Source organism: Caballeronia sp. J97 (assembly GCF_905220305.1).
Taxonomy (GTDB): Bacteria; Pseudomonadota; Gammaproteobacteria; order Burkholderiales; family Burkholderiaceae; genus Caballeronia.
The window spans coordinates 1-1,820 of record NZ_CAJMZL010000078.1; the positions used below are offsets into that span (position 1 = coordinate 1).

At 63.5% G+C, this 1,820-nt stretch carries 2 protein-coding genes; both read left to right on the top strand.

The window, feature by feature from the left end; genetic code table 11:
• The first annotated feature begins 31 nt into the window (after positions 1-31).
• Positions 32-961 (top strand): LysR substrate-binding domain-containing protein, encoded by a 930-nt coding sequence (locus U4Y90_RS35885; RefSeq protein WP_321801878.1) that lies wholly within the window; start codon positions 32-34, stop codon positions 959-961.
• 235 nt (positions 962-1,196) lie between these two features.
• A partial coding sequence (locus tag U4Y90_RS35890) for an IclR family transcriptional regulator (RefSeq protein WP_321801876.1) occupies positions 1,197-1,820 on the top strand: 624 nt, incomplete at its 3' end.

A 1,820-nucleotide genomic window follows, 5' to 3' on the forward strand; every position in this document is an offset into this window, starting at 1 on the left:
ACCATCATTTTTCGGCATCGAGGTATGTGTGATGGATCTCAAGCAACTGCGCGCCTTCGTCACCGTGGCCGAAACCGGCAACGTAACCCGGGCGTCCACCCTTCTCAACCTCGTGCAGCCCGCGGTATCCCGGCAACTGCGACTGCTCGAAGAGGACATGGGCACGGAGTTCTTCGACCGCAGCCGCCATGGCATGCAGCTCACGGCTTCGGGCAAAACCATGCTCGAATACGCGCGCCGCATCCTCGACGAAGTCGCGCGCGCCAAGGCAGAAATTCAGCCTGTCGAGGGGCCGGTTTCGGGCATCGTCAGTATCGGCCTGCTGGCCAGCACGTCGGACGTTCTGGCCACGCTGTTGGCAGGCGAAGTGGCGAAGCGTTACCCGCACATCCGTCTGCGACTGACCATCGGTTATGCGGGGCACCTTCAGGACTGGCTCCAGGCCGGCGATGTGGATGCCGCCTTGCTCTATGGGCAGAAGGAAACCTCCGCGCTGCACGTAAAGCCGCTGCTCGAGGAAAGTCTCTGGGCAGTGGGGGCGCCCTCGGCGATGCTGTCCCGCAAGCGACCGCTCACGCTCGCGCGCGTTGCACGCGAGCCCTTCATCCTCCCCGCCGCGCCACAGGGTTTGCGTGCCGTAATCGAGCACGCCGCGACCGAGGCTGGCGTGACACTGCAGGTGTTCGCCGAAACCAATGCGCTGAGCGTTCAGAAGGAACTGGTTGCACAAGGACACGGCTGGACCATCCTTCCGGCGGTGGGTGTCACGCAGGAGGTCGCGCGGCGAACCCTCAGCGCGGCCCCGCTGATCTCCCCTGCGCTCAAGCGAACCATCGTGCTGGCAGCGCCCGCCAGCCGACAAGCCACGGCGCCCGTGCGCTGCGTCGTCGGGGTGCTGCTGGACTGCGTCAAGTCCACATTCGAGAGCGGCCGGTGGCCCGATGCACGCTGGCTTGGTTAGGCAGCCTGGCGGGAGCGCGGATCGGCAATCTGCTGATCGATCCAAACCGATGCCCTCACTGCTCGTGAGCGACAGCCGGCTGGATCAGGTTAACCCCAATCGACTTCGAAGGCCACTTGCATTCTAATGAATGTTAGTTTGACGAGCCGGTTTTGTAGCGGGCAACGTTATGCAACATTCATGCTCAATCTCTGGTAGTTCGAGTTCGCAGCCCTCTGGGCAATCGCGCCCTGTGGTGACGCCATTTGCCCGCGCATTGGCCATCCTTTCATCTTTCACGCCAGCGGATCGTTGGCTGTGCAACCGTGAACTCGCCGTGCGCGCCGGGCTTCCCGCCTCTACGGTGACACGTCTGACTCGCACGCTGATCGCGCTGGGCTATCTGCGCTGCGATTCGAGCAGCAGACGTTTCTGTCTCAATCCTTCGGCGCTCGCCTTGGGATACCGCGCGGCGGCAGACATCGAAATCCGCGAAGCGGCGCATGACCGGATGCGCCTGTTTGCCGATCGCCATCAGGTACACGTGCAACTGAGCGTTCGCAACCGTTTGGACCTGGTCGTGATCGACGGTTGCTGCACGAACTCGATCCCCGCCGCGCTCCAGCTGGAAATCGGATCGAGATCGGGACTTGCTTCATCCGCGGCGGGCTGGGCCTTGCTCGCCAGCCTTCCGGACGCCGAGCGTGATTTTCTGTTCAAGAGCGCCGAGCTTCACCGCTCGTCCGACACGACCGAGACATGGAAGCACGTTCGCCGTCGTTCCGCGGATGCCATCGGGCAGGTGCGGGAAAGCGGCTTCTGTGTCGCGTTGGGAGAATCGGGCCGGCCCATGACCATGGTGTCCGCGCCGGTCCGGTTA

What these genes read in the sequence shown, in the direction of transcription:
- U4Y90_RS35885 (WP_321801878.1), top strand. Translation starts at nt 32, where the DNA reads ATGGATCTCAAGCAACTGCGCGCCTTCGTCACCGTGGCCGAAACCGGC.